Origin of the sequence: Streptococcus suis, assembly GCF_046032515.1 — a bacterium.
In the GTDB taxonomy this organism is placed as follows: Bacteria; Bacillota; Bacilli; order Lactobacillales; family Streptococcaceae; genus Streptococcus; species Streptococcus suis_AL.
Window position 1 is genome coordinate 188,836 of the sequence record NZ_JARQPJ010000001.1, and the last position, 17,576, is coordinate 206,411.

14 protein-coding genes are annotated in these 17,576 nt (G+C 41.1%); 12 read left to right on the top strand and 2 right to left on the bottom strand.

Annotated elements, in window-relative coordinates; translation table 11 throughout:
• Nucleotides 1-123: 123 nt before the first annotated feature.
• From P7J49_RS00995 to P7J49_RS01010, 4 genes are all read left to right on the top strand, one after another.
• On the top strand, nt 124-1,431 hold the full coding sequence (locus P7J49_RS00995) for a hypothetical protein (RefSeq protein ID WP_408568865.1): 1,308 nt from the start codon (nt 124-126) through the stop codon (nt 1,429-1,431).
• A gap of 75 nt (nt 1,432-1,506) precedes the next feature.
• Entirely contained in the window at nt 1,507-4,143 is a 2,637-nt protein-coding gene (polA, locus tag P7J49_RS01000; protein WP_408568867.1) for a DNA polymerase I, read from the top strand.
• Between the two features lie 12 nt (nt 4,144-4,155).
• Nucleotides 4,156-4,911, top strand: a complete 756-nt coding sequence (locus P7J49_RS01005) for a glucose-6-phosphate isomerase (RefSeq protein ID WP_408568869.1) — start codon at nt 4,156-4,158, stop codon at nt 4,909-4,911.
• Between the two features lie 213 nt (nt 4,912-5,124).
• Nucleotides 5,125-5,562 carry a CoA-binding protein gene (locus P7J49_RS01010; RefSeq protein WP_408568871.1) on the top strand — a complete coding sequence of 146 codons (438 nt, stop codon included), beginning with the start codon at nt 5,125-5,127 and terminating at the stop codon, nt 5,560-5,562.
• A gap of 298 nt (nt 5,563-5,860) precedes the next feature.
• Here P7J49_RS01010 and P7J49_RS01015 read toward each other — a convergent pair whose 3' ends face one another.
• Nucleotides 5,861-6,703 (bottom strand): DUF975 family protein, encoded by an 843-nt coding sequence (locus tag P7J49_RS01015; protein ID WP_408568873.1) that lies wholly within the window; start codon nt 6,701-6,703, stop codon nt 5,861-5,863.
• A gap of 319 nt (nt 6,704-7,022) precedes the next feature.
• Between P7J49_RS01015 and tgt the strand changes: the two genes are divergently transcribed.
• Nucleotides 7,023-8,165, top strand: coding sequence for a tRNA guanosine(34) transglycosylase Tgt (tgt, locus tag P7J49_RS01020; RefSeq protein ID WP_408568875.1), 1,143 nt, complete (start codon nt 7,023-7,025; stop codon nt 8,163-8,165).
• 591 nt (nt 8,166-8,756) lie between these two features.
• Here tgt and P7J49_RS01025 read toward each other — a convergent pair.
• Nucleotides 8,757-9,842 carry a M24 family metallopeptidase gene (locus P7J49_RS01025; protein WP_024384331.1) on the bottom strand — a complete coding sequence of 362 codons (1,086 nt, stop codon included), beginning with the start codon at nt 9,840-9,842 and terminating at the stop codon, nt 8,757-8,759.
• A gap of 209 nt (nt 9,843-10,051) precedes the next feature.
• On the opposite strand from P7J49_RS01025, the gene ccpA reads away from it, so the two are divergent.
• The 7 genes from ccpA (at nt 10,052) to thrS (ending at nt 17,492) form a co-directional block, all read left to right on the top strand.
• Nucleotides 10,052-11,056, top strand: coding sequence for a catabolite control protein A (ccpA, locus tag P7J49_RS01030; RefSeq protein WP_004298830.1), 1,005 nt, complete (start codon nt 10,052-10,054; stop codon nt 11,054-11,056).
• 547 nt (nt 11,057-11,603) lie between these two features.
• Nucleotides 11,604-12,602: a glycosyltransferase family 4 protein gene (locus tag P7J49_RS01035; protein ID WP_408568877.1), complete on the top strand. Its 999-nt coding sequence runs from the start codon at nt 11,604-11,606 to the stop codon at nt 12,600-12,602.
• Nucleotides 12,603-13,916: a glycosyltransferase family 4 protein gene (locus P7J49_RS01040; RefSeq protein WP_408568879.1), complete on the top strand. Its 1,314-nt coding sequence runs from the start codon at nt 12,603-12,605 to the stop codon at nt 13,914-13,916.
• Nucleotides 13,917-13,930: 14 nt separating this feature from the next.
• Nucleotides 13,931-14,305: a hypothetical protein gene (locus P7J49_RS01045; RefSeq protein WP_222337250.1), complete on the top strand. Its 375-nt coding sequence runs from the start codon at nt 13,931-13,933 to the stop codon at nt 14,303-14,305.
• Nucleotides 14,306-14,564: 259 nt separating this feature from the next.
• Complete coding sequence (locus P7J49_RS01050) at nt 14,565-15,047, top strand: GNAT family N-acetyltransferase (RefSeq protein ID WP_024398911.1); 483 nt, start codon at nt 14,565-14,567, stop codon at nt 15,045-15,047.
• Nucleotides 15,048-15,065: 18 nt separating this feature from the next.
• A complete protein-coding gene (locus P7J49_RS01055) occupies nt 15,066-15,389 on the top strand; it encodes a MazG-like protein (protein WP_044688822.1) in 324 nt (107 codons plus the stop codon).
• Between the two features lie 150 nt (nt 15,390-15,539).
• The gene (thrS, locus tag P7J49_RS01060) at nt 15,540-17,492 is read left to right on the top strand and encodes a threonine--tRNA ligase (RefSeq protein ID WP_408568882.1); all 1,953 of its coding nucleotides are present in this window, start codon (nt 15,540-15,542) and stop codon (nt 17,490-17,492) included.
• The last annotated feature ends 84 nt before the right edge of the window (nt 17,493-17,576 follow it).

Consider the following 17,576-nt stretch of genomic DNA (forward strand, 5'->3'; position numbering starts at 1 on the left):
CGAGGCACAGTCTTGGTTTGGAAGGAATTTTAAAAAGAGAATGACAGTCTTGCGATTCAAAAATCCTAGTGTATCTAGGATTTTTCTGTAAACACAAGTCTAGAAGTATGCTATAATCATCTCATGAAAAAAATAAGTGAATTAGGATTAACAGGTCGAAAATTAGTTGGAGAAGGTCTGATTTTAGTCTTCATCGGTCTTGGATTTTTAATTGCTGGTTGGCACTTTCCAGGACTGATTCTTCGATTTGTTCACGCAGGTTTATTCTTTTTGGCTTTATATGAATTAAGCATGATATTTTTCAGAAAGAAGAAATCGAGTGAAAGTGTGCTTGCCCTAGTGGGAAAAGCAGTATTATTTGGTATTTTGGCAAGTATTGATTTGGCTATTCAAATTCCTCTCTATTTTGCAGCTATTTTTATAGGGATTTACCAGCTTTTTACGGCAGTCATTAATTTCATTACTTTCTATCTATATAGAAAAGATGGGGTGCAGCCACGGATTCGTTTTTTGATTGACGGAGTTTGGCTATCCCTGTTAGGCATCGCCTCTCTCTTCGTATCAGGCACACAGCTAGTTGTTCAAACAATTGTCATCGGAGGTTATCTGGTCTTGTACGGACTAACTAATCTGCGTGATGGCTTCTTGTTTGAGGAGGCTATTGAGCAACAAAATCTTAAGCGCCATGTCCGTTTGCCCCTACCTTTATTTTTAGCAGCTTTGATTCCTCGTATGACCCTGCAAAAAGTCAATGATTACTTGGCGGATAATAAGGGACAAACGGCTCAGTCTATCTACAACCGCCACAAAGAAATTGCGGAGCTTCCAGCATTAGAAGTCTTTGTACACGTTGGGGAAGAAGGGTTCGGAGCAGTTGGCCATGTTGATTTGAGTTACAAAGGGCAGGTCTACGGTTTTGGTTCATACGATGTCCTGTCAGAGCGTTTGGGTGGTGCGATTGGTGACGGAGTTTTGTTTAAAGCTGAGCGTCAGGCCTACATTGATTTTTGTAACCAAGAAGGAATGACTATGTTGGGCTATCAATTGGCATTGAGTTCTGAGCAGGAAAAAGCGGTAGAAACGCGACTAGCTGAAATAGAAGGTTTACTGCTTCCATGGCAACCAAGTGCGGAAAAGGTCTCTAGAAGGCCAGACGGCCAGCCTATCGAAATGTATGCCTACCGCATGAAAGAGGCAATTGGGGCAGCTCTTTTCAAATTTAAAAAATCAAAATTCAAAACCTACTTTGTCCTCTCAACCAACTGCGTCCTTTTGGCTGATTCAGTAATCGGTCAAGCAGGAACAGATGTCCTAGGCTTGCGCGGTTTCATTGCTCCAGGAACCTACCAATCTTACCTAGATCAAGAATATGAAAAACCACATAGTTTAGTAGTCGCAAAGAACATTTATTATCGAAAAGAGAAATCCTAGTCACTGACTGGGATTTTCTATTATTTCAGCCCTCCCTAGTCCACTAAAACATACGTTTCATGCTATAATAGAGACATGAAAAAAAATAAATTATTATTAATCGATGGCTCTTCGGTAGCCTTCCGTGCTTTCTTTGCACTTTATAATCAAATTGATCGTTTTAAGAGTCCGACAGGTCTTCACACCAATGCTATCTACGGCTTCAATCTCATGCTAGACCACATGATGAAGCGGATTGAACCGACCCATATTCTCGTGGCTTTTGATGCTGGGAAGACCACTTTCCGTACGGAGATGTATGCAGACTATAAGGCAGGTCGTGCCAAGACTCCAGACGAATTCCGTGAGCAGTTTCCTTTTATCCGTCAGATGTTGGATGCCATGGGGGTCAAGCACTATGAGCTAGCTCAGTACGAGGCAGACGATATTATCGGTACCTTGGACAAAATGGCAGAGCGGACAGACATTCCTTTCGATGTGACCATTGTCAGCGGTGACAAGGACTTGATCCAGCTGACTGATGAGAACACCGTAGTCGAAATTTCCAAGAAAGGCGTAGCCGAATTCGAAGAATTTACCCCAGCCTACCTCATGGAAAAAATGGGGATTACCCCTACTCAGTTTATTGACCTCAAGGCTCTAATGGGAGATAAGTCCGATAACATCCCTGGGGTGACCAAAATCGGTGAAAAAACAGGTCTAAAACTCCTGACAGAATTTGGTTCTTTGGATGGTATCTACGAAAACATTGACAGCATGAAGGCCTCTAAGATGAAAGAAAACCTGATTGCTGATAAGAAGAAGGCCTTCCTATCTCGTACACTTGCTACCATTGATACTCAGGCACCAATCGAAATTGGTCTGGATGACATTGTTTATCAAGGTCCTAAGGTGGATGAACTGGGACAATTTTATGATGACATGGGCTTCAAGCAATTAAGGGCTCAGTTAGGTACGACCAGCTCGCAAGAGGAAGCGGTACTCGATTTCCAAATCGTAACGGAAATCAGCCCCGCTATGCTCAAACAAGACCAGTTTTTCTATTTTGAAATCTTGGGTGAAAATTATCACCGAGAGGATTTGGTTGGTTTAGCTTGGGGGGATAAGGAGAAAATCTATGTCGGAGGGCCTGAGCTACTTGATAGTCCAGTCTTGCGTGACTTTTTAGAAAACCAAACCATAAAAACCTATGACTTTAAGCGTGGAAAAGTTCTTCTCGACCGAAAAGAGATTACGCTACCCCCAGCTACTTTCGATAGCCGTCTAGCCAAATACTTGCTTTCCACCGTTGAGGACAACTCCCTAACAACCATTGCCAACCTCTATGGTCAGACCAGTCTTGTTCCAGATGAGGCAGTTTATGGCAAGGGTGCTAAGTTAGACTTGCCTGAACGCGAGGTCTTTTTCCCACACTTGGCACGTAAGGTTCAGGTTTTGATTGAGACAGAAGAGCCGATGTTGACCAAATTAGAAGAAAATCAGCAATTAGATCTTTTGTTTGACATGGAGTTGCCACTGGCAAATGTTTTAGCTAAGATGGAAATTGCTGGTATTAAAGTGGAAGCTGAGACTCTCAAAGCTATGCAATCTGAAAACGAAGTTTTGATTGACCAGTTGACCAAGGAAATCTATGAACTAGCTGGTCAGGAATTTAATATCAATTCGCCTAAGCAGCTTGGGACCATTCTCTTTGAAGATATGGGACTACCATTGGAATATACCAAGAAAACCAAGACAGGCTATTCAACAGCAGTAGATGTCTTAGAACGATTAGCACCAATTGCACCAGTTGTTTCAAAAATCTTGGAATACCGTCAGATTACCAAGCTTCAATCAACTTATGTAGTCGGCTTGCAGGATGCCATTTTAGAAGATGGTAAGATTCATACCCGCTATGTACAGGATTTGACCCAGACAGGTCGCCTATCTTCGACCGACCCTAACTTGCAAAATATTCCTGTTCGTCTAGAACAAGGGCGCTTGATTCGTAAGGCATTTGTGCCATCGCTTGAAAATAGTGTCCTTTTAGCATCGGACTATTCACAGATTGAATTGCGCGTCTTGGCTCATATTTCTCAGGACCAGCATTTGATTGAGGCCTTCCAGCAAGGTGCAGATATTCATACTTCGACAGCTATGCGGGTCTTCGGTATCGAAAAAGCTGAGGATGTGACACCAAATGATCGTCGGAATGCCAAGGCTGTAAACTTCGGTGTCGTCTATGGTATTTCAGATTTCGGTCTATCCAATAACTTGGGGATTACACGTAAGGAAGCTAAAGCCTATATCGATACCTATTTTGAACGCTTCCCAGGAATTAAGAATTACATGGAAACCATTGTTCGTGAGGCACGTGATAAGGGTTATGTAGAGACGATTTACAAACGCCGTCGTGAATTACCAGATATAAACTCTCGCAATTTCAATGTCCGTAATTTTGCGGAACGAACAGCCATCAACTCACCAATTCAGGGTTCGGCTGCAGATATTCTCAAAGTAGCCATGATTAATCTTGACAAGGCTTTGACTGAAGCAGGTCTTGCGACACGTATGTTATTGCAAGTACACGATGAGATTGTTTTGGAAGTCCCAGTGGCAGAGCTAGAAACGGTAAAAGCTATGGTAAAAGAGACCATGGAATCGGCGATTAGCCTGTCTGTACCATTGATTGCGGATGAAAATGAGGGACCGACATGGTATGAAGCTAAGTAAGAAAGGAAGAGTATGAAAAAAATAGTTCTTTGTATTGGTCTATGTAGTCTTCTGCTCGCAGGTTGCGGAAAAACATCGCAGAAGGCAGAGAAAACACCAGCTTCTTCAGGGGAAGAGTTTTCAACCACTTTACCGATTTTGCAAGAAAAGCAGGATACTACGAACGAACAGTTCAATGTTTTAGCAAATGCAGAGCTTGTAGCTGTTAATAGTACACCACCTGCTGACGAAACACAAAAAGGCCACAAGATTTATGCGGCCAATAATGGTGTTGCTGAAAAAGATGAAAATGGGAATATCAAGGAATATTTCCGTTATTATGATGTGCCATCTACTTGGACAATTAATGCAGAAAATACTCAGGATGAGACAGTCGCTGCAGTCTATGATGTTAAAGAAGGTTCCAGCAATTACATGGTCCAACTCTATAATATCAATGCTTTTAATCAGTCTCCATTGGAAGACGGTCGCAATATGACGCCGGAGGAATTAGAAGCACGGATGGTTGAAACAAATCATTCTTTCAGTGAAAAGACGGTTGTCACAATCAATGGTCAGGAATGGCAGGTTGGGCGACAGTTATTAACAGATCAAAAATTAGCTCGTCTGACTTTTTATCGGATGGAATCGACAGCTGCTTATGATGACTCCGTGGTTGTTGGTTCAATCTATTATTCCTTAGAACCAGGAACCGATAAAGATCGGACCAATCTTAAAAAGGTTATCGGCCAAGTTAAGGATGTTGTGTACCAAATTGCTAAAAAATAATCAGGATAAACAAGCTAAGTTAGTATAGTCTTTTAGTTTACTTTTAGTAGTAGGCAACGAGCTGCAGGCTGTACTGGAGTACGGCAAAGCGAGTTAACGAAGTAATAAAAGAAAAACTAAATGACGATAAAACTGACAAGATTGTGTTATAGCACCTTTATTCATTAAACTTTTATTGATTCTAACATTTAATATACATTAAAGGAGGTCTCTATGTCTTATTCCTTCCAAAATCCTAGTCAGGACATTATCTTCGACTATTTGAAAAATGCTAAGACTATTGCGGTGGTCGGTTTGTCTAGTCGAGAAGAGACAGCAGCCTACCGCGTTTCCAAGCTCATGCAGGAAGTGGGCTATAAAATTATTCCAGTTAATCCCAAGGCTGCTGGTGGGACGATTTTAGGCGAGTTGGTCTATAGTAGTCTAGCAGAGATTGACCAGCCTATTGATATTGTAGATGTTTTCCGTAGAAGTGAATTTTTACCAGAGGTAGCACAGGAATTTATCCAGTCAAACGCCAAAGTTTTCTGGGCTCAACTTGGTTTAGAAAGTCAAGAAGCAGAAAAACTGTTGCGTCAGGCAGGTCGTAACGATATTGTCATGAATAAATGTATCAAGATTGAATATCTTGAAATGAAAGAACAATACTAATAAGTCGGGTTATATTTATCCGACTTTTTTTTATCGAAAAAGCAGCTCAATGAACCATTGAACTGCTGGATGACTCTAAGTGAGGAACGCTTAGAATTGGAACAAATTACTACACATGGCGTAAAAATAGAAAGGAAGAAATCTGCTCTAATGCTAAGCAGGCTAAAATAGTCCTTTGTCGCTCCTCAGTCATAGTATAACACAATCCAACTGTTTGTACCAATTATTACTATATTTTTTTCTTAAATATCAACATAAAAGTCGTGTATAAAAATAAGAGCATATATCGCTCTTACTTTTATACGTAACTCATTTTCTTAGCCTGATCATCTAAAATTTCTTCATGAAAGTGCATTTGGGCAGCATAGTGATACGGCCATACATATAAACCTGCCAATCCAAATGTAATAATGACAAGAAGGAACCAGCCAATGAAGGATAAATCAAGTGTAAAGCGTTTAAACTTGTAACCTTTCATCAACTTTCGACTAGACCGAATGATTGAAAAGGCACTTGTATATTCTTCGCGTTCCAATTGTTCAAACAAGATATATTCTATCTGTGAGTAAGCATAGATTTGTGGAATATAAAGAGCCAACCCTAAAAGCATAAGTAGGATACCTCCCATGGCCATTAGCCCCAGTATGGCAAGGATTTCCATAGGAAGCGCATTAGGATCCAAGGTTTGACTGGATGCAGCTATAATCGTAATCATCGTTCCAGCACCGATAAGTAGACCGATACCAAGGTAAAACAGGAGTCCCCAAAGGAAGAGCAAGAAACTTTTTAAAATGTAGGTTCGAAAGATTTTCCAGAAATCTTTATGATTGAAAATCATCAGCGCATCTTTAAATGATGTGGAAGTTTTTACCCCTTTGATAAGATGAAATATAGTGCATATAATGGATAAGTGCAGTAGTCCTAATAGCAATCCGTAAAATATTGGAAACAAGGAGGTAGAAATAAAGTAGCTAGGACTAGCAAGTTCCTCAGCTGTTACTCCAGCAAGGCTATTGCGAGAGAAAGAAATTAACTGAACGATAACAGAAATAGTGACGGGGATGACGGCCACTTGATAGATACCAGGTGTCTCGTTTAGTGTTTGGCGAGCCCGCTCACGTATATTATAAATTGTAAACATCTACATAACCTCCTTGCTGAATATTGTAACATAATTCTAGATGACAAGCTAGGCTTTTTTTGATAGACTGGAAGGTGCTGTGGTAATTTGTCAGTTTGTTGTGATGCGCCTATCTATTTACTATTAAATAAGTAGAAGATAAGGTAAATATCGCTGAAATAAGCGAGAACATTAAAGACATTCTGATGGATTAGACCATGCAAGATTGAGAAACTGTATTTCCAGGTAAAGTGCTTTTATGTATGATATGAAGGAGCTGAACTGTGAATCCAGAACTAATATCCTAGGACTGTTTTTCCTAGCGGGAGGTAAATAAAACATGACAGATGTTCCAATCAAGTATCGCTTGATTAAGAAAGAAAAGCACACAGGTGCACGTTTGGGTGAAATTATTACCCCACACGGGACCTTTCCAACCCCCATGTTTATGCCAGTTGGAACTCAGGCAACGGTAAAAACCATGTCGCCTGAAGAATTGAAGGTGATGGGTTCAGGAATTATTCTATCGAATACCTATCATTTGTGGCTTCGTCCAGGTGACGAATTGGTGGCGCGTGCAGGTGGTTTGCACAAGTTTATGAATTGGGATCAACCGATTCTGACTGACTCTGGTGGTTTCCAGGTTTATTCTTTGGCGGATAGTCGCAATATCTCAGAAGAAGGTGTGACCTTCAAAAACCATCTCAATGGTAGTAAGATGTTCCTGTCACCTGAAAAAGCTATCTCTATTCAGAACAATCTTGGCTCTGACATTATGATGAGCTTTGATGAGTGTCCGCAGTTCTACCAGCCTTATGATTATGTAAAAAAATCCATCGAAAGAACAAGTCGTTGGGCAGAACGTGGTCTCAAGGCTCACCGTCGTCCGCATGACCAAGGCTTATTTGGTATTGTACAGGGTGCTGGTTTTGAAGATCTTCGTCGCCAATCAGCCCATGATTTGGTTAGCATGGATTTTCCAGGATATTCTATTGGAGGATTGGCTGTTGGTGAGACACACGATGAAATGAATGCTGTACTGGACTTTACGACCCCTCTTTTACCGGAGAATAAACCACGCTATCTTATGGGTGTTGGAGCACCAGATAGCTTGATTGATGGCGTAATTCGTGGGGTTGATATGTTTGACTGTGTTTTGCCAACCCGCATCGCACGTAACGGCACCTGCATGACTAGCCAAGGGCGCTTGGTAGTGAAAAATGCCCAGTTTGCAGAAGACTTCACGCCACTTGATCCAAACTGTGATTGCTACACATGTAAAAACTATACACGTGCGTATCTCCGCCATTTACTTAAGGCCGACGAGACATTTGGTATTCGTTTGACAAGTTATCACAACCTCTACTTCTTGATTAATTTGATGAAAAATGTCCGTCAAGCAATCATGGATGACAACCTTTTGGAATTCCGTCAAGACTTTATGGAAAAATACGGTTACGGTAAAAATGGACGTAATTTTTAGATAAAACAGCCTTCTTTGTGGACTTATCCTTGTTCTCATACTCAATGAAAATCAAAATCAGACTAGCTCCAAAGGTTTGAGGAACCTTTGGAGGTTGGAGAGAGAGCGAACGTAGTTCGTTTCTACTTACGTAGATAGAACCCTGTTACTATTTTGTTTAAAGGTAACAGGCTGAAAGGCTCCACTGGAGCCTTTCACTCATCAAATCAAGTCAACAACGTCTGATTTTGATTTTCGAAGAGTATCAGTTACAGCTTCTCAAGATTTGGTTAGATACAAATAAATAAAGCATACGATTATGAAACTCCTCGGTAACATGATCGTATGCTTTTATTTTGATGCTTGGCTCCACAGCACTTCTATTTAATTTTTTGAAGAGGCTGGGCAAAAAGCCCAGCTCCACTACTCAGAGTTCGTGTCAACATCTCAGCGCAGTGGTTGATTGGCAGATTTGTTCGTGTTTCACACTCCAAATCTGACCTAATCAACTGTGCGGGGGTGGGAAAACGAACTCTCTTTTAGACTAGTCGAGTTCTTTCCCACTCCCTGTTGTCAATGAGTTTTGAGGAGTGAAAAAACGATTGGTCCCCATTACCCTTCAAAATACAGTAATTCTTTTGGTGTTTTTGTAAAGACTTCAAAGCCATTTTTGGTAACGTAACCACAATCCTCGATACGAACACCAACTTTTCCAGGGATGTAAATACCAGGCTCGACAGAGAAACACATACCTTCTTCGATGACCAAATCATTGCCTTCCATAATCGATGGGAATTCATGGACACTCATTCCCAAACCGTGACCGAGTCGGTGGTTGAAGTACTCGCCATAACCTGCTTTTTCAATCACAGAGCGAGCGGCATAGTCAATCTCACCAGCAGTCACACCAGGCTTAATCATATTGACAGCGGCCATGTGAGCCTCCAGAGTCAAGTTGTAAATATCTTTTTTAAACTGATCAGGTTTACCGACAGCGACAGTCCGTGTCATATCAGACGTATAGCCCAAAGTTTCCACGCCTAGGTCGAACAATAGCAGAGCGTTATTCTCGATTTTGTTTGTTGAGGGAATACCGTGTGGATTTGCGGCATTGTCGCCTGTTAAGACCATGGTCTCAAAACTCATTTTTGAGATGCCTTGCTTCTTCATTTCAAATTCAATCTGAGCAATAATATCCGTTTCGGTTACGTTGAGTGAGATATTGTTAAACCCAACCTGCATAGCCTTATCCGCAAACTCTCCAGCAACCAGCATTTTTTCAATTTCATCACGAGACTTGATCAATTTCATAGTATTAATCAGAGGTGTAATGTCTGAAAATGGTTGGCTAAAGATAGACTGAAGACCATGGTAGCGGGTTAAATTCAAATTATCAAATTCTGCACCGATTGCTGAGAAAGATTTTTGTGGCAATTTGCTCTTGATAATCTGCCATGGATTTTCTGAGTCCATATAGCCGGCTACAGGAAAGTCAACCGTCGCAACCGCACGTTCTACATCCAAGGCAGGGAGAAAGAGTAGTGAGTCGTGGTCAGGCATAACAAAGAGCATCATGTGGCGCTCATGAGGATCGCTATGATAGCCAGTCAGATAATAGATGCTAACTGGATCAGAGAAGATGGCCAAGTCCATTTTGTTGGCTTCTAAGTAGGATTTAACATGATGTAATTTTGACATAGTGGAGACCTTTCTAGCATGTAGTGGTAAAAAAAGTGAAAGTTTCGTTTATTATATAGACTATTGTTCCAAAAAATGAAAAAAATTGCAAGTATTATCAAAAAAATGGCGTTTTTCTCTTGAAAGTGGTTTCAAAAAGTGATACACTATACTTGAGTGAAAGCGTAATTTTCATAGAACTAGAACTATTGAAAGGGAGTACATAACGTATGTTAAACACTGACGATACGGTAACGATTTATGACGTTGCCCGCGAAGCAGGTGTATCCATGGCGACAGTATCGCGCGTGGTAAATGGGAATAAAAACGTAAAGGAAAATACTCGTAAAAAAGTATTAGAAGTCATCGACCGTTTGGATTATCGTCCGAATGCTGTTGCACGTGGCTTGGCCAGCAAGAAGACTACCACTGTGGGGGTTGTGATTCCAAATATTGCTAATGCTTATTTTGCAACCTTGGCCAAAGGTATCGATGATATTGCCGATATGTACAAATACAATATCGTCTTAGCAAACAGTGATGAAAATGATGAGAAAGAAATCAATGTAGTAAATACCCTATTCTCAAAACAGGTGGACGGAATCATTTTCATGGGCTATCATTTGACAGACAAGATTCGTGCGGAGTTTTCGCGCTCACGTACACCGATTGTTTTAGCTGGTACCGTGGACTTGGAGCACCAATTACCTAGTGTCAATATTGACTATGCTGCCGCTAGTGTTGATGCAGTCAATCTGTTAGCTAAGAACAACAAGAAAATTGCCTTTGTATCAGGGCCGCTTGTAGATGACATCAATGGTAAAGTTCGTTTTGCAGGCTACAAACAAGGCTTGAAGGACAACGGAATAGAGTTTAACGAAGGATTGGTTTTTGAATCTAAGTATAAATATGAGGAAGGATACGCTCTAGCAGAACGTATTTTGAATGCAGGAGCAACTGCAGCTTATGTTGCAGAAGATGAGATTGCTGCTGGTCTATTGAATGGTGTCAGTGATATGGGCATCAAGGTTCCAGAAGACTTTGAAATCATTACAAGTGATGATTCCCTAGTGACCAAGTTTACCCGTCCAAACCTGACCTCTATCAATCAACCACTTTACGATATTGGTGCAATTGCTATGCGCATGCTCACCAAAATCATGCACAAGGAAGAGTTGGAAAACCGTGAGGTAGTTCTTAACCACGGAATCAAAGTACGGAAATCAACTAAGTGATGAGTATAGAAGTAGCTTGATAAGATATCTTGTTACTCCGCACCCTCACACTATCAAACATTATAATCATTTAGTTTATCTTTTATTGCTTCGACGAGCGAGGAAACATTTCCAACCTAGAACAGCCTTTAGGCTGTTCTAGCAACCTGTAGCTATTGAGGCAAACTTGCTTCGACTTATCTCCAGCCTTCAAAGGTTCCCCGAACCTTTGAAGCGAGTACTAAAAGCAAACTAAACGGCTATACTAACCGAAAACTAAAAGATTATAAGAAATAAATATAAGCCCTCGCTAGATTAAGTTTAGCGAGGGCTTTGTGGTTTAGTTTAAGCCTGTCACACTCTGTAAGTTGTGCGAGATGTTGGTGCGAATCTAGAGAAGCAGTACTGGGCTTGTTCTTATCCTTTAGAACTGTGTCAGTTAGGTGATTATTGTATGTAATCATATATTTAGGATTATATTCTTTAGTATTGGCTTTAATTGATACAAAATTCGTGTAGAATACAGTTTAAAATATCAAAAAATGTAAAAAAGGGCTATAATGGTATTATGAAAGTACTATTGTATTTAGAAGGAAAAACAGTTTTAGAAAAATCAGGAATTGGTCGGGCCCTTCATCACCAGATGGAAGCGCTAGATATGGCAGGCATTCCTTATACAACAGACCTGCTGGGAGATTATGATGTCATTCATATCAATACCTATGGTCCACGCTCCTGGTTATTGCTACATGTAGCCAAACGGAATGGAAAAAAGGTAATCATGCATGGACATTCCACGAAGGAAGATTTTCAAAATTCCTTTATCGGTTCGAATACCCTAGCTCCTTTTGTAGGGAAATATCTAGCAAGCATGTACCAAAAGGCAGACTTTGTCATCACTCCTTCAGAGTATTCAAAAAAACTTATCCAGTCTTACGGTGTGACAACGCCGATTATAGCCGTTTCGAATGGTATTGATTTAGATAAATATAAGAAGGATGAACGTAAGGAAGCGATCTTTCGAGAGTATTTTAAAATTGAAGAAGGTCAGCCAGTTGTTGTCTGTGCAGGACTTTACTTCCGACGTAAAGGAATTGAAGACTTTGTCAAGGTAGCCGAAAAGATGCCACATGTCCGCTTCATTTGGCTCGGTTCCATCAATAAGTGGTTGATTCCTTCCTATATTCGTAAGATTGTAGAGGGAGACCATCCAGACAATGTGGAGTTTCCCGGTTATTTTAAGGGGGCTGTTTTTCAGGGAGCAATGAGCGGAGCGGATGCCTTTTTCTTCCCATCGTATGAGGAAACAGAAGGGATTGTTGTTCTGGAAGCTCTTGCTAGTCATCAGCATGTTGTTCTAAGAGATATTCCAGTTTACGATGGTTGGATTGACGAAAACGTTGCCGAATTGGGACATACAGTGGATGATTTTGTCGATTCTATTCAGAAAATCTTAGACAAGCAGGTTGATAAACGTGAGGCGGGCTATCAGGTTGCGGTTAGTCGCTCGATTGACAATGTTTCCCACCAATTGGTGGATGCCTATCGACAAGTATTGGAGATGTAAATGCGGATTGGATTGTTTACGGATACCTATTTTCCACAGGTTTCAGGAGTCGCGACTTCGATTCGGACTCTTAAGACAGAGTTGGAGAAATTGGGACATACGGTATTTATTTTTACGACGACAGATGAGGATGTGAATCGCTACGAAGATTGGGACATTATCCGAATTCCTAGCGTACCTTTTTTTGCCTTTAAAGATCGTCGAGTGGCCTACGCGGGTTTTACAGATGCCTTAAAAATTGCAAGTCGCTATAAACTAGATATTATTCATACTCATACAGAATTTTCTTTGGGGATTTTGGGGAAAATGATTGCCAAGGAACTTGATATTCCGGTGGTACATACTTATCACACCCAGTATGAAGACTACGTACACTATATTGCCAAGGGGAGGATTATTCGTCCCGGGATGGTTAAATATTTAGTACGGGCGTTTTTAAAAGATCTGGATGGGGTAATTTGCCCCAGTGAGATTGTTGAAGATCTTTTAATGAGTTACAACGTTCCGATTTCTAAACGAGTCATTCCGACAGGAATTGATTTGGCAAAGTTTGATAGACCAGAAATTGGCAAGGATGAAACAGATGAGTTGCGGGAACAACTAGGAATTGCTAGTGATGAAACGATGTTGTTAAGTCTGTCTAGGATTTCTCACGAGAAGAATATCCAAGCAATCGTTCAGGCAATACCAAAAATTTTGCAGGAAAATCCCAAGGTGAAGCTGGTCATTGTCGGAGGTGGACCTTATACAGATGATCTTCAGGAAATGATAGCGGAGCTTAATCTAGATGAACACGTCCAGTTGACGGGAATGATTGCACCAAGTGATACAGCACTTTATTATAAAGCTGCGGATTTCTTTATTTCGGCTTCGACCAGTGAAACACAGGGACTAACTTTCTTAGAAAGCTTAGCTTCTGGAACTCCTATTTTGGCACATAGCAATCCCTACTTAAAAAACGTTATAACAGATAAGATGTTTGGGACGCTCTTCATTCGAGAACAGGAGTTGGCAGATGCCGTCGTTGAGGCGATTGTTGCTACGCCACCAATGAATCCGTATGTGCTTGATAAGAAGCTCTATGAGATTTCTTCTACGAATTTTGGGCGCAAGGTTTTTGAATATTATCTAGATTTGAAGATTTCGTATGATTTTAGAAAAGAACATACTAATCAAGATAGCGTAGCAGAAGCTTTGATAAAAGAGGCTATTTACCTACCGCAAAAAGTAGTAGTTAAATCAACAGACACGACAGCAAAAATATTGAAAAAATCAGTCGAACAAGTAAAATCAATTCGAAATTTCTTTGATTAATTTGGAGGTTTCAAATGGAAAAGCTTCGGAAAGAGAGTTGGAAGAGTCTGGTTTTGGCAACTCTTATTATTCTATCCATGTATGCAGGTATTTATCTGATTGCCTTTCATCTGATTAGTGACACCATGCTTTCTAAGGTGCTGGTGGTCGGGAATATATTGCTCTATACTCCCATTGTACTATTCCTAACAGGTCTTCTTTATGGATTTTTTCACGGCTTTTCTCCTAGCCTTCTTGCCTTAGTTTTATTGCTTTATCCTGTAACCATCTTTTTCTTTAAGGAATGGATTATTCTCTATCAGATTGTCTACACCTTATGTGCTCTGATTGGAAATGGGATAGGAGCTCTGCTATTTTCTTTAAGAAAGAAAATGAGGAAAAATCCTTGAAAAATCAGGAAATCCTGTTATAATAGCTTTTAGAGACTTATCAATTCTAGGAAATCTTTGAGAGAGTGTGCGGTTGGTGTAAGCACATAGAGGATAGGATTGACACTACTCGGTATGATTTTATGCAAACATAAAAGGGTGGTTCCCTTATCGCCAATCGAGGTAGTCGAGCTTTTTTGGCGTGACTGCGAACCAAGGTGGAACCACGTTGCGACGTCCTTTTGAGAGGGCGTCGTATTTTCTTTTGGAGGAGGCAAAGGTGATAAAGATTATTCCGTTTAATCCATCTTATAAGAAAGTGGTGATTGAGTTTATATTAACAATCCAACAAGATGAATTTGGTTTATCCATTACTCTTAAAGATCAACCTGATTTATTGGATATAGCTTCCTATTATCCTAATACATTTTGGTTAGCATTTTCTGACGGAAAACTTGTAGGATGTATTGGACTGGTTAGATTACATCATCAAAATGTTGCGTTGAAAAAGATGTTTGTTCATCCCAAATATAGACGCTATGGGGTCGGGAAACAATTAGTCAGTCAGTTTTTTGACTATTGTAGAAAACATGCAGTAAATGAAGTTTATCTTGGGACGACAGATACCTTTCAAGCTGCACAGTTTTTTTATAAGAAATTAGGCTTTTGTGAGATTACGCAGAATGAGTTACCTGCTGATTTTCCAAAACTGGATGTTGACAATCGGTTTTATTGTTATCAACTTCACCCTTCAAAAAATTAATACTTTAAGGAGGCACAGATGCCTGCTATTCCACAAGAAACGATTGACCGTTGCCTAGCCGTTCGCAAGGCTTACAGAGAGTTGGAACTCAAGTACCACGACAAAGAGTGGTCCATTGAGGAAGACCTCTTGGCTTTGACTAATGATATTGGCAACATGAACCGTCTGATTATGACCAAGCAGGGGCGTTACTATGATGAAACGCCTTATACCTTGGAGCATAAAATGGCTGAAAATATCTGGTGGTTGATTGAACTGGCTGACCGACTGGATATTGATATTCAAAAAGAAATGGAAACCTTTTTAGCTCAAAAAGAAGAGTTATTGGGGATTAAAAAATAAAAAATAGAAAGGACTAGGGTCTCCGTATTTGGTTGAACTGAATACGGGCTACGGACTGGGCCAAAAAGATAAACGAGAACTGGACGCTTGCGTCGTCGTTCTGTTTCCTATTTTGTCTGTGTCCGCTTAACGCCCTTTATATCTTATATTATGCTTAAAATTACTTTCCCAGATGGTGCTGTTCGTGAGTACCAAGCTGGTGTGACGACTTTTGAAATTGCGGAGAGTATCAGCAAGTCTTTGGCGAAAAAGGCGCTTGCTGGTAAGTTCAATGGTAAATTGATTGACACCACTCGTGCCATTGAAGAGGATGGCACGCTTGAAATCGTAACACCTGACCATGAGGATGCCTTGGACATCTTGCGTCACTCAGTAGCTCACTTGTTTGCCCAAGCGGCTCGTCGCCTTTTCCCAGACATCAAGTTGGGCGTTGGTCCTGCTATTCAGGATGGTTTCTACTATGATACGGACAATGCAGCAGGTCAGATTTCAAATGAAGATTTGCCACGTATTCAGGAAGAAATGATGAAGATTGTCAAGGAAAACTTCCCTTCTGAACGCCGTGAGGTAACTAAGGAAGAAGCTCTTGAGATTTTCAAAAATGATCCATACAAGTTGGAATTGATTCAAGAACACTCGGATGACGAGGGTGGTTTGACCATTTATACCCAGGGTGAATACGTTGACCTCTGCCGTGGCCCACACGTTCCGTCAACAGGCCGTATCCAGATTTTTGAATTGCTCAATGTGGCTGGTGCTTACTGGCGTGGTAAGAGCGAAAATCCAATGATGCAACGTGTTTATGGTACAGCTTGGTTTGACAAGAAAGACCTCAAGGCTTACCTTCAAATGCGTGAGGAAGCCAAAGAGCGTGACCACCGTAAACTTGGTAAGGAATTGGATCTCTTCATGATCAGCCAAGAAGTTGGTCAAGGTTTGCCATTCTGGTTGCCAAATGGTGCAACTATCCGTCGTACCTTGGAGCGTTACATCACAGACAAGGAATTGGCTTCTGGTTACCAGCACGTTTACACACCACCATTGGCTTCTGTTGAGCTCTATAAGACTTCAGGTCACTGGGAGCATTATTCAGAAGATATGTTCCCAACTATGGACATGGGTGACGGTGAAGAGTTTGTTCTTCGTCCGATGAACTGTCCGCACCACATTCAAGTTTACAAAAATCATGTGCGTTCTTACCGCGAATTGCCTGTGCGTATTGCTGAGCTTGGTATGATGCACCGCTATGAGAAATCAGGTGCATTGACTGGTTTGCAACGTGTGCGTGAGATGACCCTCAACGACGGTCATATCTTTGTGACACCTGAACAAATCCAAGAAGAGTTCAAAAAAGCTCTCCAGTTGATTATCGATGTGTACGCAGATTTCAACCTAAACGACTACCGTTTCCGTCTGTCTTATCGTGACCCAGAGGACAAAGAGAAGTACTATGACAACGATGAGATGTGGGAAAATGCCCAACGTATGCTGAAAGGTGCCATGGATGAAATGGGCGTGGACTACTTTGAGGCTGAGGGTGAAGCTGCCTTCTACGGTCCGAAATTGGATATTCAGGTGAAAACTGCCCTTGGTAACGAGGAAACCCTGTCAACCATTCAGTTGGACTTCCTCTTGCCAGAACGCTTTGGCTTGACTTATATCGGTGCTGATGGTGAGGAGCACCGCCCAGTTATGATTCACCGTGGTGTTATCTCGACTATGGAACGCTTCACAGCCATCTTGATTGAAACCTACAAGGGTGCCTTCCCAACTTGGTTGGCTCCAACCCAAGTGACTATGATTCCAATCTCTGTGGAAGCTCATTTGGACTACGCTTGGAAGGTTGCCAAAGAATTGCAAGACCGTGGCGTTCGCGTACACGTAGATGAGCGGAACGAGAAGATGCAATACAAGATCCGTCAGAGCCAGACCAGCAAGATTCCATACCAACTCATCGTCGGTGACAAGGAGATGGAAGACAATGCAGTCAACGTTCGTCGCTACGGAAGTAAGGCAACACAAACTCAGTCTGTATCAGAATTTGTGGACCATATCTTAGCAGATATTGACCGGAAGTCACGTCCAGCTGAAACAGCTGAATAATAATTATAAGGAGAAGTCCGAAAGGGCTTCTTTTTAAATTAAAAATATGCTATAAGGACACCTCTATAAACTCCCAAAATTGCG